The 25,289-nt window shown below is 66.3% G+C and carries 24 protein-coding genes, 3 tRNA genes and 1 pseudogene; 19 read left to right on the top strand and 9 right to left on the bottom strand.

The window, feature by feature from the left end:
* Positions 1-42: 42 nt before the first annotated feature.
* The 3 genes from rpmB to EBI04_RS09205 are packed head-to-tail and all read left to right on the top strand — an operon-like array spanning position 43 to position 2,217.
* Entirely contained in the window at positions 43-339 is a 297-nt protein-coding gene (gene rpmB, locus EBI04_RS09215; RefSeq protein WP_135257209.1) for a 50S ribosomal protein L28, read from the top strand.
* Positions 340-395: 56 nt separating this feature from the next.
* The gene (locus tag EBI04_RS09210) at positions 396-1,094 is read left to right on the top strand and encodes a M23 family metallopeptidase (protein ID WP_135257208.1); all 699 of its coding nucleotides are present in this window, start codon (positions 396-398) and stop codon (positions 1,092-1,094) included.
* Between the two features lie 25 nt (positions 1,095-1,119).
* Entirely contained in the window at positions 1,120-2,217 is a 1,098-nt protein-coding gene (locus tag EBI04_RS09205) for an AI-2E family transporter (protein WP_135257207.1), read from the top strand.
* Between the two features lie 18 nt (positions 2,218-2,235).
* On the opposite strand, the pseudogene tgt reads toward EBI04_RS09205, so the two are convergent.
* The 6 genes and pseudogenes from tgt to EBI04_RS09175 form a co-directional block, all read right to left on the bottom strand.
* Positions 2,236-3,392: pseudogene (gene tgt / locus EBI04_RS09200) on the bottom strand (tRNA guanosine(34) transglycosylase Tgt).
* Entirely contained in the window at positions 3,392-4,597 is a 1,206-nt protein-coding gene (gene ispG / locus EBI04_RS09195) for a flavodoxin-dependent (E)-4-hydroxy-3-methylbut-2-enyl-diphosphate synthase (RefSeq protein WP_167481934.1), read from the bottom strand. The pseudogene tgt and the gene ispG overlap by 1 nt, the downstream one beginning before the upstream one ends.
* A gap of 465 nt (positions 4,598-5,062) precedes the next feature.
* The gene (locus tag EBI04_RS13560; RefSeq protein ID WP_240695273.1) at positions 5,063-5,206 is read right to left on the bottom strand and encodes a hypothetical protein; all 144 of its coding nucleotides are present in this window, start codon (positions 5,204-5,206) and stop codon (positions 5,063-5,065) included.
* The gene (locus EBI04_RS09185) at positions 5,203-6,117 is read right to left on the bottom strand and encodes a VOC family protein (RefSeq protein ID WP_135257205.1); all 915 of its coding nucleotides are present in this window, start codon (positions 6,115-6,117) and stop codon (positions 5,203-5,205) included. Before EBI04_RS09185 ends, EBI04_RS13560 begins: the two co-directional genes overlap by 4 nt.
* Before the next feature lie 54 nt (positions 6,118-6,171).
* Complete coding sequence (locus EBI04_RS09180; RefSeq protein WP_135257204.1) at positions 6,172-6,948, bottom strand: enoyl-ACP reductase FabI; 777 nt, start codon at positions 6,946-6,948, stop codon at positions 6,172-6,174.
* A 7-nt stretch (positions 6,949-6,955) separates the two neighbouring features.
* Positions 6,956-7,216: a glutaredoxin family protein gene (locus tag EBI04_RS09175; RefSeq protein ID WP_135257203.1), complete on the bottom strand. Its 261-nt coding sequence runs from the start codon at positions 7,214-7,216 to the stop codon at positions 6,956-6,958.
* A 43-nt stretch (positions 7,217-7,259) separates the two neighbouring features.
* Between EBI04_RS09175 and EBI04_RS09170 the strand changes: the two genes are divergently transcribed.
* Genes EBI04_RS09170 through fmt form a run of 9 tightly spaced genes read left to right on the top strand, consistent with a single transcriptional unit; the run spans position 7,260 to position 13,344 of the window.
* Positions 7,260-7,538: an AbrB/MazE/SpoVT family DNA-binding domain-containing protein gene (locus tag EBI04_RS09170; protein WP_135257202.1), complete on the top strand. Its 279-nt coding sequence runs from the start codon at positions 7,260-7,262 to the stop codon at positions 7,536-7,538.
* Complete coding sequence (locus EBI04_RS09165; protein ID WP_135257201.1) at positions 7,535-7,921, top strand: type II toxin-antitoxin system VapC family toxin; 387 nt, start codon at positions 7,535-7,537, stop codon at positions 7,919-7,921. The genes EBI04_RS09170 and EBI04_RS09165 overlap by 4 nt, the downstream gene beginning before the upstream one ends.
* Before the next feature lie 19 nt (positions 7,922-7,940).
* Entirely contained in the window at positions 7,941-8,912 is a 972-nt protein-coding gene (gene zapE, locus EBI04_RS09160; protein WP_135257200.1) for a cell division protein ZapE, read from the top strand.
* A 9-nt stretch (positions 8,913-8,921) separates the two neighbouring features.
* A complete protein-coding gene (locus EBI04_RS09155; RefSeq protein WP_135257199.1) occupies positions 8,922-9,182 on the top strand; it encodes a hypothetical protein in 261 nt (86 codons plus the stop codon).
* Positions 9,182-10,324, top strand: coding sequence for a phosphopentomutase (locus tag EBI04_RS09150; RefSeq protein WP_135257198.1), 1,143 nt, complete (start codon positions 9,182-9,184; stop codon positions 10,322-10,324). Before EBI04_RS09155 ends, EBI04_RS09150 begins: the two co-directional genes overlap by 1 nt.
* Positions 10,325-10,327: 3 nt before the next feature.
* Positions 10,328-11,041 (top strand): diadenylate cyclase CdaA, encoded by a 714-nt coding sequence (gene cdaA, locus EBI04_RS09145; protein WP_135257197.1) that lies wholly within the window; start codon positions 10,328-10,330, stop codon positions 11,039-11,041.
* Positions 11,034-11,852: a CdaR family protein gene (locus EBI04_RS09140; protein ID WP_135257196.1), complete on the top strand. Its 819-nt coding sequence runs from the start codon at positions 11,034-11,036 to the stop codon at positions 11,850-11,852. The genes cdaA and EBI04_RS09140 overlap by 8 nt, the downstream gene beginning before the upstream one ends.
* A 5-nt stretch (positions 11,853-11,857) precedes the next feature.
* The gene (def, locus tag EBI04_RS09135; RefSeq protein ID WP_135257195.1) at positions 11,858-12,433 is read left to right on the top strand and encodes a peptide deformylase; all 576 of its coding nucleotides are present in this window, start codon (positions 11,858-11,860) and stop codon (positions 12,431-12,433) included.
* Positions 12,430-13,344: a methionyl-tRNA formyltransferase gene (fmt, locus tag EBI04_RS09130; protein ID WP_135257194.1), complete on the top strand. Its 915-nt coding sequence runs from the start codon at positions 12,430-12,432 to the stop codon at positions 13,342-13,344. Before def ends, fmt begins: the two co-directional genes overlap by 4 nt.
* Before the next feature lie 86 nt (positions 13,345-13,430).
* Here fmt and EBI04_RS09125 read toward each other — a convergent pair whose 3' ends face one another.
* Together EBI04_RS09125 and EBI04_RS09120 are read right to left on the bottom strand one after the other, a co-directional pair.
* Entirely contained in the window at positions 13,431-15,152 is a 1,722-nt protein-coding gene (locus EBI04_RS09125) for a hypothetical protein (RefSeq protein ID WP_135257193.1), read from the bottom strand.
* Complete coding sequence (locus EBI04_RS09120) at positions 15,149-15,760, bottom strand: hypothetical protein (protein WP_240695272.1); 612 nt, start codon at positions 15,758-15,760, stop codon at positions 15,149-15,151. The genes EBI04_RS09125 and EBI04_RS09120 overlap by 4 nt, the downstream gene beginning before the upstream one ends.
* Before the next feature lie 78 nt (positions 15,761-15,838).
* Between EBI04_RS09120 and EBI04_RS09115 the strand changes: the two genes are divergently transcribed.
* The 6 genes from EBI04_RS09115 (at position 15,839) to EBI04_RS09090 (ending at position 20,049) form a co-directional block, all read left to right on the top strand.
* Positions 15,839-15,912 (top strand) — tRNA-Gln (locus EBI04_RS09115).
* 6 nt (positions 15,913-15,918) lie between these two features.
* Positions 15,919-15,993, top strand: a tRNA-Glu gene (locus EBI04_RS09110).
* A 21-nt stretch (positions 15,994-16,014) separates the two neighbouring features.
* Positions 16,015-16,090, top strand: a tRNA-Glu gene (locus EBI04_RS09105).
* Positions 16,091-16,222: 132 nt separating this feature from the next.
* Positions 16,223-17,197 (top strand): thioredoxin-disulfide reductase, encoded by a 975-nt coding sequence (gene trxB, locus EBI04_RS09100; RefSeq protein WP_135257192.1) that lies wholly within the window; start codon positions 16,223-16,225, stop codon positions 17,195-17,197.
* A gap of 8 nt (positions 17,198-17,205) precedes the next feature.
* A complete protein-coding gene (locus EBI04_RS09095; RefSeq protein WP_135257191.1) occupies positions 17,206-18,435 on the top strand; it encodes a DUF4127 family protein in 1,230 nt (409 codons plus the stop codon).
* Positions 18,436-18,444: 9 nt separating this feature from the next.
* On the top strand, positions 18,445-20,049 hold the full coding sequence (locus EBI04_RS09090) for an HD domain-containing phosphohydrolase (protein WP_135257190.1): 1,605 nt from the start codon (positions 18,445-18,447) through the stop codon (positions 20,047-20,049).
* Position 20,050: 1 nt separating this feature from the next.
* On the opposite strand, the gene glmS is transcribed toward EBI04_RS09090, so the two are convergent.
* Positions 20,051-21,865 (bottom strand): glutamine--fructose-6-phosphate transaminase (isomerizing), encoded by a 1,815-nt coding sequence (gene glmS, locus EBI04_RS09085; RefSeq protein WP_135257189.1) that lies wholly within the window; start codon positions 21,863-21,865, stop codon positions 20,051-20,053.
* A 481-nt stretch (positions 21,866-22,346) separates the two neighbouring features.
* On the opposite strand from glmS, the gene EBI04_RS09080 reads away from it, so the two are divergent.
* Complete coding sequence (locus tag EBI04_RS09080) at positions 22,347-25,256, top strand: S-layer homology domain-containing protein (protein ID WP_135257188.1); 2,910 nt, start codon at positions 22,347-22,349, stop codon at positions 25,254-25,256.
* The last annotated feature ends 33 nt before the right edge of the window (positions 25,257-25,289 follow it).

Raw genomic sequence — 25,289 nt, 5'->3', positions numbered from 1 at the left:
GCTATACTCCATAGGGTTTGCCTTCGGGCACGGGAGGGTCTTATGTCCAAGGTGTGCGAGATTAGCGGAAAGAGGCCCATCGTGGCCAATAGCATCCAAAGGCGGGGTAAGGCCAAGCGGGAAGGGGGCGTGGGTAAGAAGACCACCGGCATCTCCAAGCGTCGGCAGTACCCCAACCTGCAGAAGATCCGCGTCCAGGTGGCGGGCCAGGAGATCACCTTCCGGGTGGCGGCGAGCCACATCCCCAAGGTTTACGAGCTTCTGGACCGGGCCAAGGGGCTTAAACTGGAGGGCCTTTCCGCCAGGGAGATCAAGGAAAGGCTTTTAAAGTTGCTCTAAGGCCTTCTTCCCTTGTGAAAGCCCCCCAAAGGGGGCTTTTTTTGTAGCATGGGCTCATGGTCTGGAAGCCGGGGCATTATCTCCTTCTGGCCCTGGCCCTTTACAGCCTGGTGATCACCCTGGGGTTTTCCCTAAGGGGAAGGCAGCTTTTCAGCCTGCGCCAGGAGGTGGAGACGCTCAGTCAGAAGGCAGCCCTGGCTCCCCAGGGTTATCTTCTTCCCCTTCCCGGAGCCTGCCTGCCCACTAGGCCCGAAAACCTCCCGGGTGCCCCCCGTCCCTACCGTAAGGGGGTAAGCGCAGGCTTCGTGTTCATCCAAGGGGATGCCTGTGTGCCCGTGGTGCGGGGGATGGGGGTGGTGGCCGCTTTTGGGGGAGAGGTGGTGAGGGTGGAGGGAGATTACCAGGAGCCCTCTCTTGAGGAGTTCCAGAGGCTTCTAGAGGCGGTGCGAAACGGAGCTTCCCCGGAGCAGATGGACCTCTTGCGGGGCCTCGAGGTCTGGATCCGCCACCCGGATGGCCGCACCTCGGTCTACGCCCACCTCGAGGGGCCCTACCCTGGCCTTAAGGTGGGGCAGAGGGTATACCGGGGGGATCCCATCGGTTATGTGGGCAGCACCGGGCTCATGGGCGGGGCTCCCAGGCTTCTTTTTGAGATCTGGGAAGGGGAGCCCGACCGGGGGCGCTTCCTCTTTCAGGGTTTGGACAAGGGGGCTCTTTTAAAAGAAGCCAAAGCCTTCTTCTCGGTGTTCCCTTAGAAAAGCAACCCCTTAGAATAGCCCCATGCGCGAGGCCTTTGCCCGGGTTTGGGAGAACCCGTATGTGCGGGTTCTCGTTTACCTCCTACTCTTCTTCCTCCTCTACCGCTTTCTCCTCCGGGCCTGGCCGGCCCTTTCCATCCTCCTCACCGCCTTTGCCATCGCTTATCTCACCCATCCCGTGGTGCGCTTCTTTGAAGGCAAAAGGCTTCCCCGGCTCCTGGGGGTAGTCCTGGTCTACCTGGGACTGGGCCTTTTCCTGGGCCTGGCCTCCTTTCTCACCGCCCAGACGGTGTTGGAGCTCTCCCGCCTAGCCCAGGAGCTTCCTGGGTTCCTGAACCCCTTCCTTTCGTGGCTGCTGGACCTGCCCAATCGCGTTCGGGCCATACCCATTCCCGAAACCCTAAGGCCCGTGCTGGCCGAGGCCAGCCAGGGTCTTCAAGGCCTTCTCCAGGGGTTTTTGGATACCTTGGTGCGCTGGCTTCAGGGGCTTCTCTCCCAAGGGGGAAACCTCCTGGGCTTTTTCGCCTCCTTGCTGGGCGGTATCTTCCAGCTCCTCACTGCCCTCACCCTTTCCATCTACTTCCTCTACGACCTGCCGCGCCTGGCCCAGGCGGCCTTGAAGGTGTTCCCGGAACCCTACCAGCCCCTGGTGGCCGAGCTGGCCCATAAGCTGGACCAAAGCGTGGGGGGGTATGTTCGGGGGCAGCTTTTGGTGGCCTTTCTGGTGGGGCTCCTGGTGGGGGTGGGGCTATGGCTGGTGGGGGTTCCCCTGGCCGCCAGCCTGGGCTTCCTGGCCGGGGTCTTTAACCTCATCCCCTTCGTGGGGGTCATCGTCTCCGGGGTGCCCGCCCTGCTCCTGGCGGCCACCGGGGGCTGGACCAAGGCCCTTCTCGGCCTCCTGGTCCTGTGGCTGGCCAACCAGCTGGAGGGCCACCTCTTCGGCCCCCTCATCGTGGGCCGGGCCACCCGGCTCCATCCGGTGACCGCCATCGCCGCCATCCTGGTGGGGGCCACCCTGTTCGGCCTTTGGGGAGCCCTTCTGGGTGTGCCCAGCGCCGCCTTCCTCAAGGTGCTTTTGGAGGAGTATTACAAGAAAAGCCGGTTCTACCGGGAGGGTTAGGTTATGGCCGGGGTGGTATCACCAGTGCCCCCCCGCCGCCATGGCTTCCCGGAACCAGGGGGGATCTCCCTGCCAAAACGCTTCTCGGCAAACTCCCGGGCGAAAGTCCCGTAACTTCCTTGGCGGATGGCCTCCCGGGCCCTCTCCGTTAAGCGGTGGAGGAAGCGGAGGTTATGCAGGGATAGGAGAATTCCCCCAAGCATCTCCCCGGAGCGCACCAGGTGGGCGATGTAGGCGCGGCTATAGGTCTGGCAGGCGTAGCAGTCACACCCCTCCTCTAAGGGCCTTGGGTCTTCCAGGAAGTGGGCGTTTTTGAGGTTGATCCGCCCCTCCGGGGTGAGGGCGCTCCCGAAGCGGCCTGTGCGGGTAGGGTAGACGCTGTCGAAGAGGTCCACCCCTAGGCCCATGGCCGCCACCAGGTCCTCGGGGTGGCCCACCCCCATGAGGTAGCGGGGCTTCCCCTCGGGAAGGATCTTCGTGGAGAGGGCCACCATGGGGAACATCTCCTCCTTGCTTTCCCCCACCGCCAGGCCCCCGATGGCGTAGCCGGGGAGGTCAAAGCGCACCGTTTCCCGGGTGGAAAGGGCCCTAAGCCCAGGGTCCGTCCCCCCTTGGGCGATGCCGAAGAGGGCCTGGTCAGGCCGGGTCTTGGCCTTCAGACTCCGCTCCAGCCAGCGCAGGGTGCGCTCCAGGGAGGCCTTCAGGTACTCGGGGGAGGAGGGGTAGGGGGGGCACTCGTCGAAGGCCATGATGAGGTCTGCCCCCAAGGCCTCCTGGATGGCGATGCTTCTTTCCGGGGTGAGGCGGATCAGGCTTCCATCCAGATGGCTTTGGAAGACCACCCCTTCCTCGTCGATCCGCCTCAGGTGCCCCAGGCTCATCACCTGGAAGCCCCCGGAGTCCGTGAGCCAGGGGCCCCGCCACCCGGCGAAGCCGTGGAGGCCCCCTAAGGCCCTAACCCGCTCGGGCCCAGGCCGCAGGAGGAGGTGGTAGGTGTTGGCCAGGAGGACCTGGCTGCCGATTTCCTTAAGGTCCTTGGGCAGGAGGCCCTTCACCGAGCCCTGGGTGCCCACGGGCATGAAGAGGGGGGTTTCCACGGGGCCGTGGGGGGTCTTTAGGCGGCCCACCCGGGCCCGCCCCGCTTGGGCGAGAACCTGGAAGGCAAAGGGCCCCATCAGCTCCCGAAGCGCCGCTCCACGTAGGCTTCCACCAGGGCCAGGAACTCCTCGGCGATCCTCTCCCCCTTGAGGATGGTGAGGAGCTTGCCGTCGGCGTAGACCGGGGCCTTGGGCTCCTCCCCGCTTCCCGGCAAGGAGATGCCGATGTGGGCGTGCCGGCTCTCCCCGGGGCCATTCACCACGCACCCCATCACCGCCACCTTCAGGCCCTCCACCCCGGGGTACTTTTCCCGCCACTCCGGGAGCTTGGCCCGGAGGTGGGCGTTCACCTCCTCGGCCAGCTCCTGGAAGAAGGTGCTGGTGGTGCGGCCGCACCCGGGGCAGCTCGTCACCTCGGGGGCAAAGCTCCGAAGGCCCAGGGCCTGGAGGATCTCCTGGGCTACCTCCACCTCCCGGGTGCGGGGCTCATGGGGGGCGGGGGTGAGGGAAACCCTTATGGTGTCCCCGATGCCTTCCAGGAGCAAAGGGGCTAAGGCGGTGGCGCTGGCCACGATGCCCTTCACCCCCATCCCCGCCTCGGTGAGGCCCAGGTGCAGGGGGGCTTGGGTGCGCCGGGCGAGTTCCCGGTAGACCCACACCAGGTCGGGGGCCTTGGACACCTTGGCGGAAAGGACGATCTTATCCTCCCCCAGGCCCAGCTCCCGGGCGGCCTCGTAGCCCCGCACCGCGCTTTCCACCAGGGCCTCCAGGAGGACCTCGTGGGCGCTTTTGGGCTCTGGCCTCCTGGCGTTTTGGTCCATGAGCTCGGTGAGGAGGGCGGGGTCCAGGCTGCCCCAGTTGGCCCCGATGCGCACGGGTTTGCCCAGGTCCTTGGCGATCTCCACCATCTCCCGGAAGTGCTCGTCCTTGTGCCGCCCCCGGCCCAGGGTGCCGGGGTTCAGGCGGAACTTGTCCAGGGCCTCGGCCATCCGGGGGTATTGCCGGAGGAGCAGGTGGCCGTTATAGTGGAAGTCCCCCACCAAGGGCACCTCCACCCCTTCTTCCCGAAGGCGCCTCCTTATTTCGGGCACCGCCTTGGCCGCCTTCTCGTCGTTCACCGTGATCCGGACGATCTCGCTCCCCGCCCGGTGGAGGGCCAGGATTTGGGCCACCGTGGCCTCCACGTCCGCGGTGGGGGTGTTGGTCATGGACTGCACGGCGATGGGGTGGGCCCCGCCTAGGGGCACCCGGCCCACCCAGACCGTGGGGGTAGGGCGTCTCATCTCCCCTATGGTAGCGGAGGCCTGGGGGGAAACACTCGCACAAGCTACCCTCGGGCCAGGTCCAGGTCCTCCGGGGTGAGGGCGTGGCCTGCAGGGAGCAGGTGGCCCTCGGCCCGGGCCCTGGCCTGCTCCAGGCGCCCTCCTAGGACCTCGGCCGTTCAGGAGGTCCTGGGCCCCCGGGAGGAAGGGGACCGGTCTGCCCTCCAGGGGTGGGTAGGGCTTACCGAAGGGCTCCATGGGCCGGAGGAGGATGGTCCCGTCCAGGAGGTGGGGGTGATGGAAGAGGAGACCCGGGGCCATGTTGGCCCCGTTGGAGTACCCTAGGGCTACCAGGGATCGGAGGAGGGCATGGTGCCCTGGGGCCTCCACTCCGAGGGTCGCCAGGCCCTTGGCCCTCAGGTCCTCCAGATCCAAAACCCCCTCCCGGTGCTGGCGGAAGAAGCGGGGAACCCCCTCCTCCAGGCTCTATCCCTGGGGGCTCAGGAGGTGGGCCATGGGGTGCAGGGTACGGGCCAGGGGCAGGAGGCTTCCCTCGTCCTCTCCCCTGCCGTGAAGGAGGAGGAGGGTGAGGTCCTCCAGACCCGGCAGGACCAGGTGAGGAGGGTTCATGCTGGGAGGCGGAGGAGGGGCAGGGCGGCCTCTATGCTCCGCCGCTTGGCCTCCAGCCAGGGGGGGAGGGCCAGGTGCTGCCCCAGGCTCTCCAGGGGCTCGTCCAGGGCAAATCCCGGGCCGTCCGTGGCCAGCTCAAAGAGGACGCCCCCCGGCTCCCGGAAGTAGATGGAGCGGAACCAGAACCGGTCTATAAGCGGGGTGGGCCGAAGGCCCAGGGCTAGGGCCTTCTGGCGCAGGGCCAGACCGTGGGTCTCGTCCCGCACTCGGAAGGCCAGGTGGTGCACCCCTCCCACCCCCCAGGCCCCCCATCGGCCTTGGGGGAGGCCTTGTACCTCCAGGAAACTCCCCTCTTGCTCCAAAAGCACCCGGTTCCCCTTCTCCACTGCCTTCCGGTACCCCAGGACTCCCTCCAGGGCGGCCAGGCTGGAGGGGACGCTGCGCACCAAGAGGCGCGCTCCCAAAAGCCCTCGCACCTGGTGGGCCAAGGGGACAGGGCTTCCCTCCCAGGGCCTGCCCGGGCCCGGGGCCTCCACCAGGGCTAGGGGGAGGCCGTGGGGGTCCTGGAGGAGGAGGGCCGGGCGCCCGTAGCGTTCGCCCCTCTCCTTGGGGAGGTGGCCCAGGCGGCCTTCCCAGTAGCCCAGGCTCCCTTCGGGCACGGCTAGGGCTACCTCCACCGCCTGGCCCACCCCCGGGCGATTGGGGGGTAGCTTGGGCCAGGGGAAGAAGGTAAGGTCGGTGCCCGGGGTACCCTCCCGGTCTGCGTAGAAGAGGTGGTAGGTGGTGGGGTCATCCTGGTTCACGCTCCGCTTGACCAGGCGTAGGCCCAGCACCCCGGCGTAGAAGTCCAGGTTCTCCTGGGGGTCGCCGGCGATACCGGTGATGTGGTGTAGGCCAAGGCTCCCATCCATGCCCCCAGGGTAAGGCCCCTTCTCTTTAGAAAATGTGGTGCTAGACCCCCGCCTTCAGAGCTCCATCCCCATGATGTGGTACCCCGCGTCCACGTAGACCACCTCCCCGGTGATGCCCCCCGCCAGGGGGGAGAGGAGGAAGAGGCCCAGGTTCCCCACCTCCTCCTGGGTGATGTTCCGCCCCAGGGGGGCCACCTGGGCCACCCGGTCGTACATCTTCATGAAGCCCGGGATGCTCCTGGCGGCCACGGTGCGCACGGGCCCTGCGGAGATGGCGTTCACCCTAACCCCCTTGGGGCCAAGCTCAAAGGCCAGGTAGCGCACGCTGGCCTCGAGGGCTGCCTTGGCGATGGCCATCACGTTGTACCGGGGCACCACCTTCTCGCTGGCGTAGTAGGTGAGGGTCACGATGCCCCCGCCCTCCCTTAGGAGGGCTTCCGCCCTTTGGGCGGCGGCCACCAGGGAGTAGGCGGAAACTTCCAGGGCCAGAAGCCAGTCTTCCCGCCGGGTGTCCAGGTACCGGCCCTCCATGGCCTCCCTTGGGGCGAAGGCGATGGCGTGGACCAGGTAGTCCAGCCCTCCCCAGGCTTCCCCTATGCCCGCAAAGAGCCGGTCCAGCTCCTCGTCCCGGGTGACGTCGGCCTGGAAGGTGAGGGCCCCTAGGGCCCCAGCCAGCTTTTCCACCTCGTCCTTGAGCCTTTCCCCCTGGTAGCTGAAGGCCAGGGCGGCCCCCGCCTGGTGGAGCTTTTCCGCGATGGCGTAGCCCAGGCTCCTTTGGTTGGTAACGCCCATGACAAGGGCTTTTTTGCCAGAAAGGTCCAGGGTGAGCATGGGGGGATTATACCCGGGTTTCCCCCGCCTGGTACCGGGCGAGCCAGGCGTTGAGGGCGGCCGGGGAAACCCCGCGGATGGCCTCCACCTTGCCGTTCCACTCCAGGACCACCCCGGCGGTGGGGCTCCCCACCAGCTCGCGGATCTTCTGGGCTGCCTCCGGGTCCTGGCGGGCGTTCACGAACTCAAAGGGGATACCCTTTTGCGCCAGGAACATCTTCACGATTTCGCAAGGGCCGCAGCCGGGGATGCCGTAGAGCCGCACCATACCCCTCCATGGTACCAGAAGGGTTTGCTGGTACCCTGGGGGTGTGGGGCAGGTGCTGGAAAAGACCCACTATGTTCTACAAGTGGGCTCCAAGGGTCGGGTGGTCCTGCCCGCGGAGGTGCGGGCGGTCCTGGGGGTGGGGGAGGGGGAGCGCCTCCTCCTCACCCTGGAATCCGATGGCACGGTGAGCCTCAAGCCCATGCGCAAGGTGGTGGAGGAGGTCTACGGCCTCTACAAGGACCTGGTCCCCCCAGGGGTGAGCCTGGTGGAGGAGCTCATCCGGGAAAGGCGGGAGGAGGCGAGAAGGGAGGAGCTGGAATGAGGGTGCTCCTGGACGCTTCGGCCCTCTTGGCTTTCCTGCTGAAGGAGCCAGGTGGGGAGCGGGTGAAGGAGGCCCTTTTGCAGGGGGCGGTCATGGGGGCGGTGAACTTGGCGGAGGTGGGTTCCAAGCTGGCCGAGCGGGGCTTGGATCCAGGAGAGGTTTTTGCCCGTCTTCGGGCCCGGGGCATCTTGGGCCAGACTCTCGAGGTCTTCCCCTTCACCGAGGAGGACGCCCTCGAGGCCGCCCGCCTGCGCCCCCTGGGCCTCTCCTTGGGGGACCGGGCCTGCCTGGCCCTGGCCCGGTGCCTGGGCCTGCCCGCCCTCACCGCCGACGCCAGCTGGGAGGGGCTTGCCGTGGGGGTAAGGGTGGAGGTGGTGCGCTAGCCCTTCTACAATGGGTCCCATGCGCCTTGCCGACCGCTGCCCCGAGGTGGACCTGGAAAGGCTCCTTCAGGGCTTTGTCCCCCCGCCCCGCTTCCAATCCGCCACCTTCGCCTCCTACCGCCCCGACCCCCGCTACCCCTCCCAGGCCCTGGCCAAGGAGCGCCTGCGACGATGGATCAAGGACAGCCCCCGGGGCTTTCTCCGGCCCCGGTTGCCTGGCCCCCAAGGGCTCTACCTGGATGGGGGCTTTGGCGTGGGGAAGACCCACCTCCTGGTGGCGGCCTACCTCGAGGCCCCCGGTCCCAAGGCCTTCCTCACCTTTGAGGAGCTCACCTACGCCCTGGGCCTCGTGGGCCTGAGGGAGGGGGCCCGGCGCTTCGCTGCCCTGCGCTACCTTTTCATAGACGAGTTCGAGCTGGACGACCCCGGCAATGCCCAGATGGCCACCCACTTCCTGGCCCTCACCATGGATAGGGGCCTGCGGGTGGCCACCACCTCCAACACCCCGCCGGGGGCCCTGGGGGAGGGGCGGTTCAACGCCGAGCAGTTCCGCCACCAGATCCAGTCCTTGGCCCAGCGCTTCGCCGTGGAGCGGATCGAGGGGGAAGACTTCCGCCACCGGGAGCTTGGGCGCGACCCGGAGCCCCTTTCGGAGGAGGCCCTCCTCGCCCTGTACCGGGAAGACCCCAGGCCCAAGACCCTGGACGTCTTCCCTGAGCTTCTGGCCCACCTGCGCACCCTCCACCCCATCCGCTACCGCTACCTGCTGGAGGGGGTGGAGGCGGTCTACCTCCTGGGCCTAGCCCCCATCCCCGACCAGAACGACGCCCTGCGCTTCGTCCACTTTGTGGACCAGGTGTACAACCTGGGCCTGGACCTGCGGGCCTCCGGGGTACCCCTCAAGGAGGTGTTTCCCGAGATCTACCGGCACGGGGCCTTCGCCAAGAAGTACGGGCGGGCCCTTTCCCGGCTCGCGGAGCTTTTGGGGTAGCATGGGGGCATGGAGCTGGCGGAAAGGCTTTCGGAACTGGCCCAGGCCCTCTCCCAGGCCAGCGCGGCGGTGGGGATCCTCGAGGCCATAGAGGAGGTCTTGGACGATTACCAGGACGGGGAGCTCTCCCTGGAAGAGGCCATGGAGGAGATCCAGGGCCTGGTGGAGGAGTTCCAGGCAGTGCGGGCCCTTTCCGAGATGACCCCGGAGGAGCTCATGGCCCTGGCCGAGGAGGAAGAGGAGGGAGAAGAAGGGGGCTTGAGGTCTTAATGAAGGTCACGGCCATCGTCCTGGACTCCGTGGGCCTGGGGTATCTGCCGGATGCCCCCCGCTTTGGGGACGAGGGGGCGGACACCCTGGACCACACGGTGCTGAAGACCGGGGTGGAGCTTCCCCACCTGGCCGCCTTGGGACTGGGGTGGGTTCCTGGGGTGCACACCCTTCCCCGGCTTGAGCCCCAGGGGGCCTTTGGCCGCATGTGGGAGGTGAACCCCGGTAAGGACACCACCACCGGGCACTGGGAGTTCGTGGGGGTGTACCTGGAACGGCCCTTCCGCACCTACCCTGAGGGCTTCCCCGAGGAACTCCTTAGGGCCTGGGCCGAGGCCATCGGGGTGGGGGGGTGGCTTCTGAACCGGCCCTACTCCGGCACCGAGGCCATACGGGACTACGGCGAGGCCCACCTGAAGACGGGTTTCCCCATCGTCTATACCTCTGCGGATAGCGTCTTTCAGGTGGCGGCCCACCTGGAGGTGGTGCCCCTGGAGGAGCTTTACCGGTGGTGCGGGGTGGCCCGGGAGATGCTAAGGGGCGAGCACCAGGTGGCCCGGGTCATCGCCCGGCCCTTCGCCGGGGAGCCCGGGAACTTCTACCGGCGGGAGGATTTGCGGAAGGACTTCGCCTTGGAGCCCCCTAGGAACGTCCTGGACGTGCTCCTGGAGGGGGGCCTCGAGGTGGTGGGGGTGGGGAAGATCCCCGACATCTACGCCCACCGGGGCTTCACCCGGGAGGTGAAGACGGTGGACAACCGCGACGGCCTGGAAAAGATCCTAGCCCTCATGCGAGAGCCCTTTTCCGGGCTCCTCTTCGCCAACCTGGTGGACTTTGACGCCAAGTACGGGCACCGGAGGAACCCGGAGGGGTACGCCCGGGCCCTGAAGGAGGTGGACGATTTCCTCCCCCAGTTCATGGAAGCCCTGGGCCCCGAGGACCACCTCTTCCTGGTCTCCGACCACGGCAACGACCCCACCTTCTTCGGCACCGACCACACGAGGGAGTACGGGATGCTCCTCTGGGTGGGCCCGGGGGTGAAGGGGGACCTGGGTACCCGGGAGAGCTTTGCGGATCTGGGGGCCACCTGGGCTAAGCTCTTTGGGCTTTCCTGGGAAGGCCCGGGGGAACGCTTGGTCTAGGCCATGCCCTTCACCTGGCGCGACTTCCTGGACATTCTCCTGGTAGGCATCCTCTTTTACTATCTCTGGCGCCTCATGGCGGGAACCCGGGCCCTGAACCTGGTGCGGGGGGTCTTGGTCTACCTCCTGGTCTGGTTTTTGGCCAGCCTCCTCGGGCTTTCCACCCTTTCCTGGCTCTTGGGGAACGCCGCCACCCTAGGGGCCTTCGCCCTGATCGTGGTCTTCCAGCCGGAGCTTCGCGGGCTTCTGGAGCGCCTGGGCCGGGCCCAGGGGCCCAGGTCCCCCTCCCTGGCCCTGGAGGAGCTCCTTTTGGGCCTGGCCCGGCTTTCCGAGAGGCGCTACGGGGCCATCCTGGCCCTGGAAAGGCGCACCCCCTTGGGGGAGTATGCGGCCACGGGGGAGATCCTGGAGGCCCGGCTCTCCGCCCGGCTCCTGCAGACGGTGTTCTATCCCGGCACCCCCCTGCACGACGGCGGGGCCATCCTCAGGGGGGATCGGCTTTTCGCCGCGGGGTGCGTCTTCCCCCTTTCCGAGGCCCGCATGGGCCTGGGCACCCGGCACCGGGCGGCTCTGGGGCTTTCCGAGGTTTCCGATGCCCTGGTGATCGTGGTGAGCGAGGAAACAGGGGCCATAAGGCTGGCGGAGGGGGGGAGGCTTTCCCCGCCCATGAGCCTCGAGGCCCTGCGGGAAAAGCTCAAGGAGGTGCTCCGTGCGTGACTGGGGGAGCTTCCTCATCGCCCTTTTGGCGGCCTTTGCCGTTTGGTATTCCCTAAAGGAAAGGGCCCCGGTGGTGGAGCGGGCGGTGAGCGTGCCCCTGCAGGTGGTGGGCCTGGGGGGGGAGCGCACGGCGGAAGGGGTGCCCAAGGAGGTCATGCTGCGCTTAAGGGGGCCGGCTCCCCTGGTGGAGGGGGCCAGGCTTCCCGTGTCCGCCTACCTGGACCTCTCCGGGGCCGAGGGGGCCTTTTCCCGGGAGGTGCGGGTGGCGGTGCCCCAGGGGGTGGAGGTTTTGGAGATCCGCCCTGCCCGGGTGGAGGGCCGGGTGGAAGCCCTCCTCACCCGCACCCTGCCGGTGGAGGTCCTTTCCCAGGGGGCGTGGGTGGAAACCCAGCCCGCTTTCGTGGAGGCCAGGGGGCCGAGGAGCCGGGTGGAGGAAGCAGTGGTGGCCTTGGGCCTAGACCTTGGAGGGGATACGGTGGCCCTCACCGCCTTTGGCCCCCAGGGGCCCCTTCCCGGGGTGGCGCTTCTTCCTGCCCAGGTGCGGGTGGTGTCCCGGGAGGCCCCCCTCTTCCGCAAGCAGGTTCCCCTGGTCCTGAAGCCCCCGGCGGGCTTAAAGGTGGTGGACTATGCCCCCAGGGCCGTGGAGGTGGTGGGACCCAAGGAGGCTTTGGCGGCCTTGACCCAGGTGGAGGCGAGGCTGGAAGGAAGTTTCCGCCCGGGAGAGGTTTCGGCCCCCTTGATCCTTAACCTGCCTCCGGGGGTGAGGGTCCTGGGGGAGGTTTTGGGTAGGGTGCGGCTTGCGCTAGAATAGTTAGGATGATTTACCCCATACGCCTTTACGGGGACCCGGTGCTCCGCAAGCGGGCGCGGCCTGTCCAGGACTTTGGGGGCCTCAGGAAGCTTGCCGAGGACATGCTGGAGACCATGTTTGAGGCCCGGGGAGTGGGCCTGGCCGCACCCCAGATTGGGCTTTCCCAGCGCTTCTTTGTGGCGGTGGAGTACGCCGACGAGCCCGAGGGGGAGGAACGCCCCTTGCGCGACCTGGTGCGCCGGGTTTACCTGGTGGCCAACCCGGTGATCACCCATCGCGAGGGGGAGGTGGAGGGGCTGGAAGGCTGCCTCTCCCTCCCCGGCCTCTACGCCGAAGACGTGCCGCGGGCGGAGCGCATCCGGGTGGAATACCAGGATGAGGAGGGAAGGCCCCAGGCCCTGGAGCTGGAGGGGTATATGGCCAGGGTCTTCCAGCACGAGATGGACCACCTGGAGGGCATCCTCTTCTTCGAACGCCTGCCCAAGGCCAAGCGGGAAGCTTTCCTGGAGGAAAACCGGGCGGAGCTGGCCCGGATGCAGAAGGAGGCCAAGGCCCTTTTGAAGGAGCTTTCCCAGGGATGAGGGTGGCCTTTTTCGGCACACCCGCCTGGGCGGTGCCGGTTTTGGACGCCCTAAACCGCCACCACCAGGTGGTCCTGGTGGTTACCCAGCCGGATAAGCCCAAGGGCCGGGGCCTGAAGCCCGCTCCCAGTCCGGTGGCGGAGTACGCCTTGGCCCACGGGCTTCCCCTTTTGAAGCCCGAACGCCTTAAGGGGAACCGGGAGTTTCTGGAGGCCTTTAAGGCCCTGGCTCCGGAGGTGGCGGTCACCGCCGCTTACGGCAAGATCCTGCCCAAGGAGGTCCTCGAGGTTCCCCCCTATGGCTTTCTCAACCTCCACCCCTCCCTCCTTCCCAAGTACCGGGGGCCTGCCCCTGTGCCGTGGGCCCTCATCCACGGGGAAGGGGAAACGGGGGTGGCCATCATGAAGACCGAGGAGGGCCTGGACACTGGCCCCCTTTACGCCCTCTGGCGCACGGAGATAGGCCCCGAGGAGGACGCGGTGGCCCTTTCCGAGCGCCTCAGGGACAAGGGCATTGAGCTCCTCCTTTGGGTTTTGGAAAACCTCCCCCATCTCACCCCTAAGCCCCAGGAGGGCGAGCCTTCCTATGCCCCTCTCCTCACCAAGGAGGAAGGGCGCATCCGCTTTGCGGATAGCGCCCAGGCCATCTACAACCGCCACCGGGGGGTGCAGCCCTGGCCGGGGAGCTACTTCTTCCATGGGGGCAGGCGGGTGAAGGTCCTGAGGATGCGCCCTGAGCCGGGTATGGGGGAGCCTGGGGTGGTGCAAAGGGTGGAGCGGGAAGGGGTCGTGGTAGGCACCGGGGAGGGGCTCATCCGGCTTTTAGAGGTCCAGCCTGAGGGCAAACGCCCCATGTCCGCTTCCGACTGGGCGCGGGGGTATGGTGTGGGACCAGGTACCCGGTTGGAATGAGGGGTGCCAACCCCGGCGAGCCCAGGGAGGGGGGTTATACACGCTCCAGAGCTGTCCCAAAGCGGGGTCCCCACCCCAGGGTGGGATTAGAATTCCTCGTCCCACTCCACGATGGTTTCGCTGGTAAGGGTGGTGGCGGAGGGCCTCTGGTCTTGGGTGGCGGTTACCTCCCGTCCCCGCTCCTTAAGCAGGCCGAACTGGGCGGCGATGCCCCTTAAGCCCGCCCCGGCGAAGGCAACGACCAGGAAGGCGGAGATTCCCCAGGCCAGATAGGGGACCAGGCCCTGGGCGATGGAGAGGTTGGCCAATAGCCCTAAGGCCGGTAGGCCCCCGTATTCGGCCAGGATGGACCCCAGGTAGGACAGCCCTTCCGCCAAAATGGGGAGAGCTAGGAAGAGGAAGGCTAGTCCCAGAAGCGTCCAGTACGCATTTCTGCCGCTGAAGGTGATCCAACCCAAATAAAGGGGGAAGAAGGCCAAGGCCGATGCGAGGAGGAACAGAATGGCCCGGGGAATCCCTAGGAGGAAAAGCTGAAGCTGGACCTGCAGGGTGTGCCAAGGGCCCAGGGAACTTCCCAGAAGGCGTTCCTCAATTTCTTGAATCTCGCCCAGGAGAACGGTGAAGTCTACTGTGCGCAAGCCCGCTGCGTTTTGCATGGCCAAAAAGAGACGGTCGGCACGTTCGGCCAGCTCAGGGGCGTAGGTTCCCACCACCGGATAGACCTTCAGGCGAAAACGGCTATAGGCATAGCTCAGTTGGGCCCGGGCTCGGTTATACTGGCCCGCTTCGGTATAAAGCTGGGCCTGGGCGAGGCTACTGCGCACCTCGTCCAGGAGGTCCAGCCAGTTGATCAGACTGGGGATGGCCAGACGCTGCAACGTCTCGCCTATGCGGGTAGCGGCTTGAGGATCCAGGCGAAGGAGGCTGACTTCCTCCCGGATCTCCTGGGGAAGGGAGCTTTCTGCCGGGGATACCTGACCGGATGAAGGAGCAGGGGGGGAGGGCGGGGAAGCCGCTGGGGGTGTGGTAGAGGGTTTCCCCGCAGAGGAGCCCGTAGGGGATTGGGCTGGTGCGGGTGGAGGTGCGGATGTGGTCGTAGGGGAAGGTGCCGCCAGGGTTTGTAAATGCTTCCGCCAGGCCAGGGTCTTTTCCTGCAAATCCCTTACCGAGGGTCGGAAGTCCTCCCCGCTGGAGACCTTGCCCAGCGCCTGGATGAAGTCCTGGGCTTTAAGGGTGCTTTGGGGGCTATCTTGGATCACCAAAAAGCGGGCGTAGGCTCGGGCCAGGGCCAGGTAGGCCTGGGGCCGGGAGCCCGCGGATAGGGCCTGGCCCAGGTCCTCGGTCATGAGCTGTAGGTAGGCGGTTTCCAGCCTGCGCCGGGCTTCTTCGGGGGCCAGGTTTACTACTCCCTGGGCCGCGGCCTGGGGTAAACCGGTGGCCCGGACCAGGCGGCTGAGGTAAAGGGCCCTTTGGTCGGCGGGGGCCTGGAAGAAGGCGTCATAAAGGGCCTTGCCCAGGAGGTGGCGCACCAGGAGGAGGCGGGCCTCGAGGTCCACCCGGCTCTGCCTAAGCACCGCCTGCCGGGCATCCTGTAGGTGCAACAGCGTGGCGTCGCGCAACACGGGGGGAAGCCCCTCGCTTTCCTGGCGCAGAAGGCTTTGCGCCCGGTCTAGGGCGGCAAGGGCCTGGGTGGGGTTTTCCAGGCGCACCTGCCTTAAGGCTTCCTCCAGGCGGTCGTAAACCTGGGGCAGGGGGGCGGCCAAGGCCAGAAGGCCGAGGAACCAGGCTAGGGCAAACCATCTCTTCATCCGCTGACCTCCGCTAGGGATATGAGCCGCCTCAAGGCGTGGAGCAGGCGGCCGATGTTGGCTTCCTTTCTGGCGAGAAGGCCGATGTATCCCTGGGCCAGGGGTCTTAGGGCCACGATCTCCCTCTCCAAAATGGCGTAGAAGACCCCATATCCCTGGCGCCTGAGGAGGGGGTAGGCCAGGTCTAAGGGGACGGGCGCCCCAGAAAAAAGCTCCTCCTTGCCGTTTTTGCCCGCCACCACCACCCCTGTCACCCCCTCCAGGCGGGCGAGCCTCTTGGCCAGGTGCTGGCGGGCCAAGGGGTCCTCGAGGTCCACGGCCTCCACGGTTAGGTCTTCTTCCCCGGTTTCGGTGGCCTCGGCTTCCGCCGCTGGGGAAGCGGCGAGCTCCCTCCATTCCCGGGCCAGGGCTTTAAGCTCGGGGGGCATTTCCCGGAAGGGCAGGAGGCGGCGGAGCTCAGGCCAGAGGGTTTCCTCTAGAAGGTGCGCCCACTCCCCCGGCGAGGTGGGCATCCTCTGGGCCAAGGCCCGCCTCACCAGGTTTTCCGCAGCCCGGGGGGAAACATACCGGTTCAGAACTTCCAAAAGGCTTTCCTCGTTCACCGCCATAGAGGGCACCCTGGGGCTTGCCAATCTGCCCTTCAAAGTGTACCATAACCTCTGCCCGAGGGATCGGGCAAAAGCCGCTGGGGTGTCGTCTAACGGCAGGACAGCGGACTCTGGATCCGCCGGTCGTGGTTCGAGTCCACGCACCCCAGCCAAAACTTGGCCCCATCGACTAGTGGTTAGGTCACCGCCCTTTCAAGGCGGCGGCGGGGGTTCGAGTCCCCCTGGGGTCACCAGAAGCAATCCGAGCCGCGCATGGCCCCATCGTCTAGAGGCCTAGGACACGGCCCTCTCAAGGCCGAGACGGGGGTTCGAATCCCCCTGGGGTCACCAGATGCGGCTCGGATTGCCTTTATGCCCGGGCCGGATTTCCCTTGACGGATGCCCTGGGCCTGGGAAAAACTGGATGGGCTATACCCCCACTAGGTATGTGGGGGTGTAACCTGGACGAAGGAGGAGGGATCCATGGAGTTCACCCTCACGGGGCTTGCGGGAAGCGGCGAAAAGGAGGAGCGGTACGACGTGGTCATCATCGGCGGTGGGCCTGCGGGCCTCACCGCGGGGATTTACGCCGGGCGGGCCCAGCTCAAGGCCGCCATCCTGGAAAAGGGCCTCCCTGGGGGGCAGATCGCCCAGACCGACGAGGTGGAGAACTACCCGGGCTTCCCCGAGGGCATCTCCGGGCCGGAGCTGGCCAGCCGCATGGTCCAGCAGGCGGAGAAGTTCGGGGCCAGGATCGTCATGGACGAGGTCCTGGGCCTCGAGGTCCAGGACGGGGGCTTCCTGGTGCGGGGGTTTGAGCGCTCCTACTTCGGGCGCGTGGTCATCATCGCCACCGGGGCCAACCCCAGGAAGCTGGGGGTTCCGGGGGAGGAGAAGTTCTATGGCCGGGGGGTTTCCACCTGCGCCACCTGCGACGGCTTCTTCTACCGCGACAAGGAGGTGGTGGTGGTGGGGGGTGGGGATGCCGCCGTGGAGGAAGGGCTTTTCCTCACCAAGTTCGCCCGCAAAGTAACCCTCATCCACCGCCGGGACGAGCTGAGGGCCAATAAGGTGGCCCAGGCCCGGGCCTTCCAGAACCCCAAGATGCACTTCCTCTTCTCCCATATCGTCACCGAGGTCCTGGGGGAGGATCAGGTGACGGGGGTGCGCCTCAAGAACCTGAAGACGGGTGAGGAATACATCTATCCCACGGACGGGGTCTTCGTCTTCATCGGCCATGAGCCCAACACCGCCTTCCTCAAGGGGGTGGTGGAGCTCAGGCCCGATGGTTACGTGGCGGTGCGGGACGAGGTGTTTACCTCGGTGCCCGGCATCTTCGCCGCCGGGGATGTGGCTGACCCCATCTACCGCCAGCTCACCACCAGCGTGGGGGCGGGCACCCGGGCGGCCATGATGGCGGAGCGCTACCTGGCGGAGGCCCACGAGAAGGTGAGTTAGGGCTTGGGGTGCGGGGCCTAGGGCTTTTGGGGCTTCTCCTTTGGGGTTTGGGGCTGGCCCAAGCCCCCGTTCTTTACCTGCCCCTGGACGACCGTCCTCCCAACTGGGGCCCGTGCACCTGGGAGCTGGTGGCCTGTCCTCCCCGGGAGGTTTACCGGGGGCTTAAGGGAGCCGATCTTACCGCCTTAAGGGCCTGGCTCTTGGCGAGCCCAGGGGAAAAGCTGGTGGCCGGCTTGGACGTCCTGGCCTACGGCGGGCTTCTCCAAAGCCGCCACCTGGCCCTGCCGGCGGAGGATGCCCTGGCTCGGCTTGCACCCCTGCTGGCCTGGAAGGTTCGTTACGGGGGGGAGCTTCTTCTTTTCGGGGTGGTGCCCCGTTGGGACGCCACTCAGCGGCGGAGAAACCTGGCGGTCCTGGAGGCCTTGGCCTCCTGGCCGGGGCTTCCCGGGGTTTATCTGGAGGCTGTCTGGGACGATGCCCTGCGGGGCTCCCCCGCCCCCAGAGAGGCGCGGGGCCTTCCCTACCCTAGCCGGCCCGGGACGGACGAGGCGGGACAGGTGCTTCTCCTAAGGGCCTTTAGACCAGGTCTAAAGGTGGCCGTGGTTTACGAGGAGGAGGCCCTGGCGGAGCGCATCACCCCTTATGAGGGAGTTCCCTTGCGGGACACGGTGAGGGGGGTGGTGCAAAGCGCCTTGGCCACGGAGGTTCCCCTGGAAGGGGAGCCGGACCTGGTCCTCTACGTCTACGGGGGTGGGAATCCCAGGGGGGTTGTTCGCGATCTCCTCGGCCTCATGCCCCGCTTCCCCGTGGCCCTGGCGGATCTTTCCCGGGTGAACCGGGGGGACTCCCGCCTCATGGCCTACCTGCTGGACCTCGGGCTTTACCCTCGCCTTGCCTCCTACGCCTCCTGGGGCACCCCGGCCAACAACCTGGGGAGCGCTTTGGCCCAGGGAGGGCTTTTCCTGAGGGACCAGAAGGGGCGCCTGAGGCGTCTGGCCGAGGCCTACTTTGCCTACTGGTGGGGGGAGGTGGGCCGTCCTTGGGTACGCGCCCGTTTCCCCGAGCCCTTGCCCCTGGAAGCCCAGGGAGTGGCGGCCCTTTGGCCGTACCTGGAGCTGGAGGGGTACCGGGTGGGCCTTGGGCGCATTCTCTTTCCCTGGGAAAGGGCTTTTGAGGCGGAGGTTTGGTTAGACCTAGTTCCTATCTCCTTGCCTAAGGGGAGGCACCTGGTAGAGTGAAGGGGTGTTATGACCCCCGGTCAGCCTGAAGGGCTAGATGGCGCAAGCCTCCAGGTGCGGGAGCTAAGGCGCCTCCAGGCCCTGGCCGAGGCTTGGCGCCTTCTGGCTCCCCTGGAGCGGCCGGAGGAGGTGTACCGGACCGTGGTGGAAACCGCCAAGAAGGCCACACGGGCGGTTTCCGTTCTCCTCTTCCTCCACCGTCCCCAGGAGGATGTGCTGGAGCTGGTGTCGGCCGCTGGTCTAAGCCAGGACAGGGTGGGCCTTAGGCTTCCCCGGGGAAAGGGCATCTCCTGGGTGGTGCTGGAGAAGGGGGAGCCCCTCTACCTGGCCGACGTGACACGAGACCCTCGAGTCATCTTTCTTTCCGGCGAGCCCCAGCCCGGGGTCTATTTGGGCGTACCCTTGCGGAATGCCGGGGGACAGCCGTTTGGTGTGCTCTCCATGGATACCGCCGGGGGAGCCGGGGAGATCCTCCCCGAGGAGGAGTTCTGGATCCAGGCCCTGGCGGAGGCAGCGGGTTTGGTCTTGGGCCGCATAGAGGCCTTGGAGCGGGCCAAGGCCGAGGCCTCCCGGGCCCAGGCGTTGCTTGAGCTTTCCCTGGCCTTGGAGGCAGCCCGCGATCCTTTGGTCATGGCCAAGGAAGCTCTGGAAACCCTCCTTCGCCTTACCCCTTACCATGCGGGGGCCCTTTACCTGTTCCAGGAGGGAACGGTGCGGCCTGGGGTGATGGCGGGGCGGTATCCTGAGGGCTTTCCCCGGCTTTACCAGGAGCATCCCATTCGTTTTGGCGAGGGGCTTCTAGGCCACCCCAGGTTGTGGGAGGGGCCGGTGTATGTGGAGGACTACGCCCGCTTTCCCAAGGCCCTGGGGCCCTATGCGGAAAGCGGGCTTCGCTCCGCCCTCCTGGTGCCCCTTAAGCCCGAGGGCAGGCGGTATGGGGTTTTGGCCCTGGGTTCGTTTGGGAAGTTGGTTCCCTACCGCCCTGAGGACGAGGGGGTGTTGCGGATGGTGGCGGGCAGGCTGGAGGAAGCCTTGGAGCGCCTTTCCCACCTGGACACCCTGAGCCGGACCCGGGAAGCAGCCTTAAGGGCCTTGGCCCGGGCCCTCGAGTACCGGGACCTGGAAACCAAAGGGCATACCGAGCGGGTGGCAGAACTTTCCTTACGGCTGGGAAGGGCAGTGGGGTTTCCCGACCTCGAGGGCCTTCGCTTGGGGGCCTACTTCCACGATCTGGGCAAGCTGGCCTTGCCCGACAGGATCCTCCGCAAACCCGCGGTCTTGCGGGCCGAGGAGTGGCGGGTGGTGAGGACCCATCCCGAGGTGGGCCTGGATATCCTCAAGAACCTGCCGTTCCTTCCGAAAACTGCCTTGAACGTGGTTCTCTACCATCATGAACGCTGGGATGGCTCGGGGTACCCCAAGGGGCTAAAGGGGGAGGAAATCCCCCTCGAGGCCCGGATCTTCGCGGTGGCGGATGTGTACGACGCCCTCCTTTCCGAGCGGCCCTACAAGCGGTCCTGGACCCCCGAGGAAGCCCAGAAGGAACTTGGGGCCCAGGCTGGAAGGAGCCTGGACCCCAAGCTGGTGGTGGTGTTTTTGGACCTAATCCGCTAGCCTACTCCACGGTGACGCTCTTGGCCAGGTTCCTGGGCTGGTCCACGTCCCGCCCCAGCAGGACGGCGATCTCATAGGCCAGAAGCTGCAGGGGCACCACGCTCACGATGGGGGCAAGAAGGGGGTGGACCTCCGGCACGGGGAACACATCTTGGGCCAGTTTCCCGATCTCTCCATCCCCCTCGGTGGCGATGGCGATCACCTTACCGCCCCGGGCCCGCACCTCCTGGATGTTGGACAGGGTCTTCTCGTAAAGGGGCCCCCGGGTGGCCAGGACCACCACCGGCAGGTGCTCGTCGATCAGGGCGATGGGCCCGTGCTTCATCTCCCCGGCGGGGTAGGCCTCCGCGTGGATGTAGCTGATTTCTTTGAGCTTCAGGGCACCCTCATACGCCGTGGGGGCCTGCACGTGCCGGCCCAGGAAGAGGAAGTCCTGGGCCTGGTGGTACTTCTCCGCCAGGTGGGCGATGAGGGGGCGCTTTTCCAGGACTTCCTCCACCAACCGGGGAAGCTTGCGCATCTCCTTCAGGAGGCCCTGGGCTTCTTCCTTGCTGAGGACCCCCCTCCTTTGGCCAAAGTGGATGGCCAGCATGGCCATGGCGGAAAGCATGGCGATGTAAGCCTTGGTGGAGGCCACCCCGATCTCGGGGCCCGCGTGGATGTAAAGAACGTCCTCCACCTCCCGGGTGAGGCTGGAGCCCTTGGCGTTGATGACCCCCAGGGTCCTGGCCCCCTTGGCCTTGGCCTCCCGTAAGCCCTCCAGGGTGTCTATGGTTTCCCCCGATTGGCTGATGGCGATGGCCAGGGTCTTTTCGTCCACCACGGGGTCCCGGTAGCGATACTCGCTGGCCACGTCCCACTCCGTGGGGATGCGGGCCAGGGCTTCCAGGAGGTACTTGCCGTACCAGCCGGCGTAGGCGGCGGTGCCACAGGCGATCACGTGGATGCGGTCTATGGCCAGAGGGTCCAGGCCAAGGCCGAGCTCCACATCCCCTTCTTCCTCCCTGAGGCGCCCTCCTAGGGTGTTTTCCAGCACCCAGGGTTGCTCGTAGATTTCCTTGAGCATGTAGTGGGGGAAGCCCCCCTTCTCCGCGGCCTCGAGGGTCCAGTCAATCTCCACCACCTCCCGGGGCAGGGGATGGCCCTCGAGGTCCGTGACCACCACTTCCTCCCGGGTGATGCGGGCCAGATCCCCGTCGTGCAGGAAGATGACCCGGCGGGTATAGGGAAGGAGGGCGGGGACGTCCGAGGCCAGAAAGTTTTCCCCCTCCCCCAGGCCGATCACCAGGGGGCTCACCGTGCGGGCGGCCACGATCTCCTGGTGGCCCTCGTGCGCCACCACCACCGCATAGGCTCCCCGTACCTCCTTCAGGGCCTCCCTCAGGGCCTGAAAAAGATCCCCCTGGTACTTCTCCTCTATGAGGTGCGCCAGGACCTCGCTGTCGGTTTCCGAGGCGAAGCGGTGCCCCCGGGCCTTCAAGGCCTCCTTAAGCTCCAGGTAGTTCTCGATGATCCCGTTGTGGATGACGGCGATCCTGCCATCCTCCGTGGTGTGGGGATGGGCGTTGGGGTCGGTGGGGGCTCCGTGGGTGGCCCAGCGGGTATGGCCGATGCCCAAAGGCCCCTCCAAGCGCTCCTCCTTCAGGGCGCTTTCCAGGGCGGAAAGCTTCCCCGAGCGCTTCACCACCTTAAGCCCTTCCGGGGTCCTCACCGCCACCCCGGCGGAGTCGTATCCCCGGTACTCCAGCCTCCTAAGGCCATCTATGAGCACATCCGTGGCGTTGCGAAAACCGATATAGCCTACGATCCCACACATATAGCGTCCTTGGGGGTGGCCAGGCCTTTGGCCACCCAGAACCTCCCATCCTTTCGCCCTGCCCCGCGGTTGTCCCTAAAGAGGGCTTTCCCTTGGGGCTTTTCTCAGGCGGGCGGGGCGGGCACACCCCGGGCGGCATCCGCGGATTCCTCGACCTTTCCCGGTTTCCCGGTTATCCCCTTCTTGGGGTCCGCCACCTCGTCAGGCCTTTTTGGCCCCCTGCGCTTCCCGCCTTCCTCCTGCCTTGGCTTGCCAGCTTTTGGCTTCCTCCCACCCCCTCCTTCGGCGGAGTATAGCAAAACCTTAAGGGCCAAAAGGCTTGACAAGGTCTAGGTGAGGCTTTTATGATACCAGCGGACGCAAGGCGAAAGTTCTTTCTTGGAAGCCAGGTCTTGCGTCCCGGAAGGCGCCCTTTGGGGAGGAAACGCGGAAACTCGCCCAAAGCGGAGCTTCCGAAACCCTAAAGGGGGTGTAAGGAAGTATGAAGAAAAGGCTAGTCATGCTACTGGCGGGGCTTTTGACCGTGCTCTCCATGGGCTTCGGTCTGGCCCAGTTCTCCGACGTGCCTGCCGGGCACTGGGCCAAGGAGGCGGTGGAGGCCCTGGCGGCTAAGGGGATTATCGTAGGCTTCCCCGACGGCACCTACCGGGGCAACGAGACCCTGACCCGCTACCAGGCGGCCCTCCTCATCTACCGCCTCCTGCAGCAGATCCAGGAGGAGCTGAAGGCGCAGGGCACCTCCCCCACCATGGAGGCCATGTCCTCCGAGGACCTCGAGGCCCTGAAGAACGCCGTGCAGGAGCTGGCTGCTGAGCTGGCTGCCCTGGGTGTGCGGGTCTCGGCCCTCGAGGACAGCGCCGCCACCAAGGAGGACATCGCCCGCCTCGAGGCCATGATCGAGGAGCTCAAGGCCCAGCCTGCCCCTGAGCCCGGCATGGACGCCGCTGCGCTTCAGGACCTGGCCGACCGGGTGGAGGCCGCCTCCATCGCCGCCGACACCGCTTTGGCCCAGGCCCAGCAGCTGGCGGAGCAGCTGGACGCCCTCTCCCAGGACGTGGAGGGGGTGAAGGGTGACCTGGCCGCCCTCCAGACCCAGGTGGAGGCCAACGCCCAGGCCATTCAGGCCCTGAACGAGCTCGCCGTCCTCCTCAACCAGGACGTCCTTTCCCTCCAGGACCGGGTCACCGCCTTGGAGAAGGGCCTAGCCGACCTCCAGGGCATCAACTTCGAGGAGTTCGCCTCCAAGGAGGACGTGGCCGCGGTGCAGGAGTTCGCCGCCGCCCTCCGCTCCGACCTGGTGGGGCTCTCCGAGAAGGTGAGCAAGCTGGAGCAGCAGGTTGCCGATCTCTCTAAGGTGCAGTACTCCATCAAGGGTTCCCTTTCCGCTACCTACGGCACCGCCACCAACACCGGCATCAACTTCGACATCGACCGCCTCTTCCCCGGCAACCAGGTTTCCTCGGGCTCCGGCCAGCAGGACTACGTCGCCCCGCCCTTCCCCTTCCGCAACCGGGTGGCCCAGCGCCGGGGAGACCTTGACCAGACCTTCACCGGGGGCTCGGCCAGCCTCACCTTCAGCATGAAGAACAACGCCTCCGGCACCACGGGGGTGTCGGTGGCCGAGGCCAGCGCCACTCTCGCCGTGGACGCCTACCCCGCCTCCACCCCCCTCAACACCACCAACGCCTACCTCACCACTGCTAACCTGAAGGGCAACGTGGACGGCCAGCCCTTCAGCATTGCCTACGACTCCAGCACCAGCTCCTTCAGCTTCAACGACTACCTCTTCGCCAACGACCAGGATAGCTACCCCGCCACCTCCCGTCAGGGTATGGTGGCCACCTTCACCGGCTCCAAGTTCCCCCTGAACCCCGAGGTGACCCTGGTAGCGGGCGCGGCCAACAATAACGGCGGTCCTGCTCCCCTCAACGGGGCCTACTTCGGCATCCGTACCAACTTCAAGCCGGTACAGGAGTTCAACCTGGCCCTGAGCTACGCGGAAAACTACGGGGTGCGCTCCGCCCTGGGCCTGGATGGCAGCCTCTCCCTGGGCCCGGTGAAGCTGAAGGGCCTCTTCGACACTTCCCTCCCTGTGGGGGGCACTTTCGACCAGTACTTTGACTCCACCGTCGCTGACTGGGCTTACTACGTCCAGGGTGAGGTAGGGGTTGGGCCCCTCAGCCTGAAGGCCAACTACCGGGCCATCGACCCGCAGTACGAGAACGGCATCGCCGGCATGTCCGCCAACTACCACTACTTCTACTTCGGCGTGGGCGGCAACGGCAACGCCCCCTTCGCCGCGGACAACCGGGGATTTGGGGTGGACGGCAAGCTGAGCCTGCCTCTCCTGCAGGGCCTCGAGGTGCGGGGCTACTACGACGACTCCACCAATTACGCTGGGGCCCCCAGCAGCGAGCTGGCTGCCTGGGGCGTGGGGGCCACCCTCAAGCTCTTCAGCGGCCTGGCCCTGAACCCCTACTACAACCAACTCACCGTGGGCGGGAACATCCAGCCGGGGAGCGCTGGCTTGGGCGCTTACGGGAACTACAACTACTACTACTACAATATCCCCGACGGCCGCTTCGCCACCAACTTCGGCGTCAAGCTCACCCACGATGCCCGGGCCAAGGATGCCCTCATCCCCGGGCTCGGCGTTACCTTGGGTTACCAGAAGTTTGACGACGGCACGGGCAACTACCCCTTCCAGGACATCCTGGCCACCCTCTCCTACCAGGGCAAGTTCGGCTTCCTCAGCCTCCAGCCCTACTTCCGCTACCATGACTTCCAGGATGCCCTGATCACCAGCGGCGGCGGCACCCGCCCGGCCACCTTCACCGGGTACAACGGCAACAACACCTACAGCTACACCACCTACAAGTTCGGGGTGAAGGCGGCCACCGATCCCTTGGGCATCCCCCTGAAGCCCAGCCTCGAGGGGGTCTATGCCCAGCGGCTCACCACCAACCTCACCCAGCTCAACAACACCACCGGTGCCCTTAGCAACCTCAACGACGCCACCGAGCAGTACTACCGGGTGGGTCTGGCCTTCAACGAGTTCCTGGTGCCCAGCCTGGTCTTCAAGGTGGGCTACGCCTCCTACCGGGGCCAGAACATGGTGGATCCCGCGGGTAGCTTCCTGACCCGGGGCTATGGGGACTTCTCCTTGAGTGCGGGCACCGACCGCCTCTTCACCTACCCCGGCGAGGTACTCTTCCCCTGGAACCTGACCACCGGGGCGGGCAGCAACTCCGGCGGGGTGGACGGCATCTACCTGGAGGCCACCTACTACGGGCTGACCGTGGCCTACCTGGACGCCATCCTGCTGGATGGCGCTGGCACCTTCCAGTCCTACGGCCGGGCCTTCAAGATCACCTACACCACCAACTTCTAACCCCATGCCCTTCCGGGGCCTGCCCCTTTGGGG

It is taken from the genome of Thermus caldilimi (assembly GCF_004684245.1).
In the GTDB taxonomy this organism is placed as follows: domain Bacteria; phylum Deinococcota; class Deinococci; order Deinococcales; family Thermaceae; genus Thermus; species Thermus caldilimi.
The sequence above is the reverse complement of the archived record's forward strand: the minus strand, read 5'-3'. Positions and strand labels throughout refer to the sequence as shown.

Coding starts and splice junctions, on each gene's coding strand:
- rpmB (WP_135257209.1), top strand. CDS start 43: ATGTCCAAGGTGTGCGAGATTAGCGGAAAGAGGCCCATCGTGGCCAAT.
- EBI04_RS09210 (WP_135257208.1), top strand. CDS start 396: ATGGTCTGGAAGCCGGGGCATTATCTCCTTCTGGCCCTGGCCCTTTAC.
- EBI04_RS09205 (WP_135257207.1), top strand. CDS start 1,120: ATGCGCGAGGCCTTTGCCCGGGTTTGGGAGAACCCGTATGTGCGGGTT.
- ispG (WP_167481934.1), bottom strand. CDS start 4,597: ATGAGACGCCCTACCCCCACGGTCTGGGTGGGCCGGGTGCCCCTAGGC.
- EBI04_RS13560 (WP_240695273.1), bottom strand. CDS start 5,206: ATGAACCCTCCTCACCTGGTCCTGCCGGGTCTGGAGGACCTCACCCTC.
- EBI04_RS09185 (WP_135257205.1), bottom strand. CDS start 6,117: ATGGATGGGAGCCTTGGCCTACACCACATCACCGGTATCGCCGGCGAC.
- EBI04_RS09180 (WP_135257204.1), bottom strand. CDS start 6,948: ATGCTCACCCTGGACCTTTCTGGCAAAAAAGCCCTTGTCATGGGCGTT.
- EBI04_RS09175 (WP_135257203.1), bottom strand. CDS start 7,216: ATGGTGCGGCTCTACGGCATCCCCGGCTGCGGCCCTTGCGAAATCGTG.
- EBI04_RS09165 (WP_135257201.1), top strand. CDS start 7,535: ATGAGGGTGCTCCTGGACGCTTCGGCCCTCTTGGCTTTCCTGCTGAAG.
- zapE (WP_135257200.1), top strand. CDS start 7,941: ATGCGCCTTGCCGACCGCTGCCCCGAGGTGGACCTGGAAAGGCTCCTT.
- EBI04_RS09155 (WP_135257199.1), top strand. CDS start 8,922: ATGGAGCTGGCGGAAAGGCTTTCGGAACTGGCCCAGGCCCTCTCCCAG.
- EBI04_RS09150 (WP_135257198.1), top strand. CDS start 9,182: ATGAAGGTCACGGCCATCGTCCTGGACTCCGTGGGCCTGGGGTATCTG.
- cdaA (WP_135257197.1), top strand. CDS start 10,328: ATGCCCTTCACCTGGCGCGACTTCCTGGACATTCTCCTGGTAGGCATC.
- def (WP_135257195.1), top strand. CDS start 11,858: ATGATTTACCCCATACGCCTTTACGGGGACCCGGTGCTCCGCAAGCGG.
- fmt (WP_135257194.1), top strand. CDS start 12,430: ATGAGGGTGGCCTTTTTCGGCACACCCGCCTGGGCGGTGCCGGTTTTG.
- EBI04_RS09125 (WP_135257193.1), bottom strand. CDS start 15,152: ATGAAGAGATGGTTTGCCCTAGCCTGGTTCCTCGGCCTTCTGGCCTTG.
- EBI04_RS09120 (WP_240695272.1), bottom strand. CDS start 15,760: ATGGCGGTGAACGAGGAAAGCCTTTTGGAAGTTCTGAACCGGTATGTT.
- trxB (WP_135257192.1), top strand. CDS start 16,223: ATGGAGTTCACCCTCACGGGGCTTGCGGGAAGCGGCGAAAAGGAGGAG.
- EBI04_RS09090 (WP_135257190.1), top strand. CDS start 18,445: ATGACCCCCGGTCAGCCTGAAGGGCTAGATGGCGCAAGCCTCCAGGTG.
- glmS (WP_135257189.1), bottom strand. CDS start 21,865: ATGTGTGGGATCGTAGGCTATATCGGTTTTCGCAACGCCACGGATGTG.
- EBI04_RS09080 (WP_135257188.1), top strand. CDS start 22,347: ATGAAGAAAAGGCTAGTCATGCTACTGGCGGGGCTTTTGACCGTGCTC.